The organism is Polaribacter sp. 20A6, from assembly GCF_011378915.1.
Classification (GTDB): domain Bacteria; phylum Bacteroidota; class Bacteroidia; order Flavobacteriales; family Flavobacteriaceae; genus Polaribacter; species Polaribacter sejongensis.
Genome location: NZ_WTPZ01000067.1, coordinates 1 through 755, shown reverse-complemented (window position 1 = coordinate 755; position 755 = coordinate 1). Strand labels below are relative to the sequence as shown.

Here is a 755-nt window from a genome sequence, read left to right as displayed (position 1 = left end):
GCTCCAAGTTCTTGCAGAGGAGCCAAGGCAACAAGTTAAACCTGCAACTGGAAGCCTTCAGATTCTACAAATTGACCAGCAACTTGGTGTTCATCACATGTTACCTAAAAGCTATCCCTACTGCGTTTCCTCTGAGCTCTCAGAATCGAGCATGTTCTTCTATTGATGGAAGGTGGCAGTCTGCAGATGGAGGTGATGAGGTTTGTAATGGCTGTGAGCCATCCAAACCAGCTGTGGCAGATCCTCGACCAATCCAGCCTTACCACATCACACTAGCCCCTCCCGTCAAGCAGCCTTATTTGGCCCCAAAACCAAAATTGGCTGATTTCTATCATGCGAGACCTGGTCAGTCATCGGAACCCTTTAAATCTCTCACTTATTCAAGGCAATATGCCAGTGGGGTGTCGAAGAGAGGAACTGACTTGAACAAAGCAGACTGGAGCAAGATTGCCACACTAGGTCCTCTGTTTCTGATCCCAAAGAAAGAAACCACCACCACCCAATCACCTGTGTCCACACAGACCAGCCCAGCTGAGGTCTTATCAACCGTCACTGAGGAGCCAGAGCTCTTATTCAACTCAACCGAGACGAGTCCTGTGACTGAGCTGGAGTTTAAAACCGATCAAGAGGCAGAAGGTTTTCTTCCACTAGAGAAGGGCCTGTTCCTTAATTCTGATCCTTTCATCGGAGAGGGGAGCGGTTTTGAACCGTGATCCTCCGCAAAAGAAAAATAAGCCCAAGAAAACATGGAAACT

General features: G+C 48.1%; 1 protein-coding gene. It reads left to right on the top strand.

Annotation, left to right across the window (positions count from 1 at the left end; all coding sequences use genetic code 11):
- Positions 1 to 713, top strand: a 713-nt coding sequence (locus GQS57_RS18895) for a hypothetical protein (protein ID WP_205860305.1), incomplete at its 5' end; no start/stop codon positions are given.
- Positions 714 to 755 lie beyond the last annotated feature (42 nt).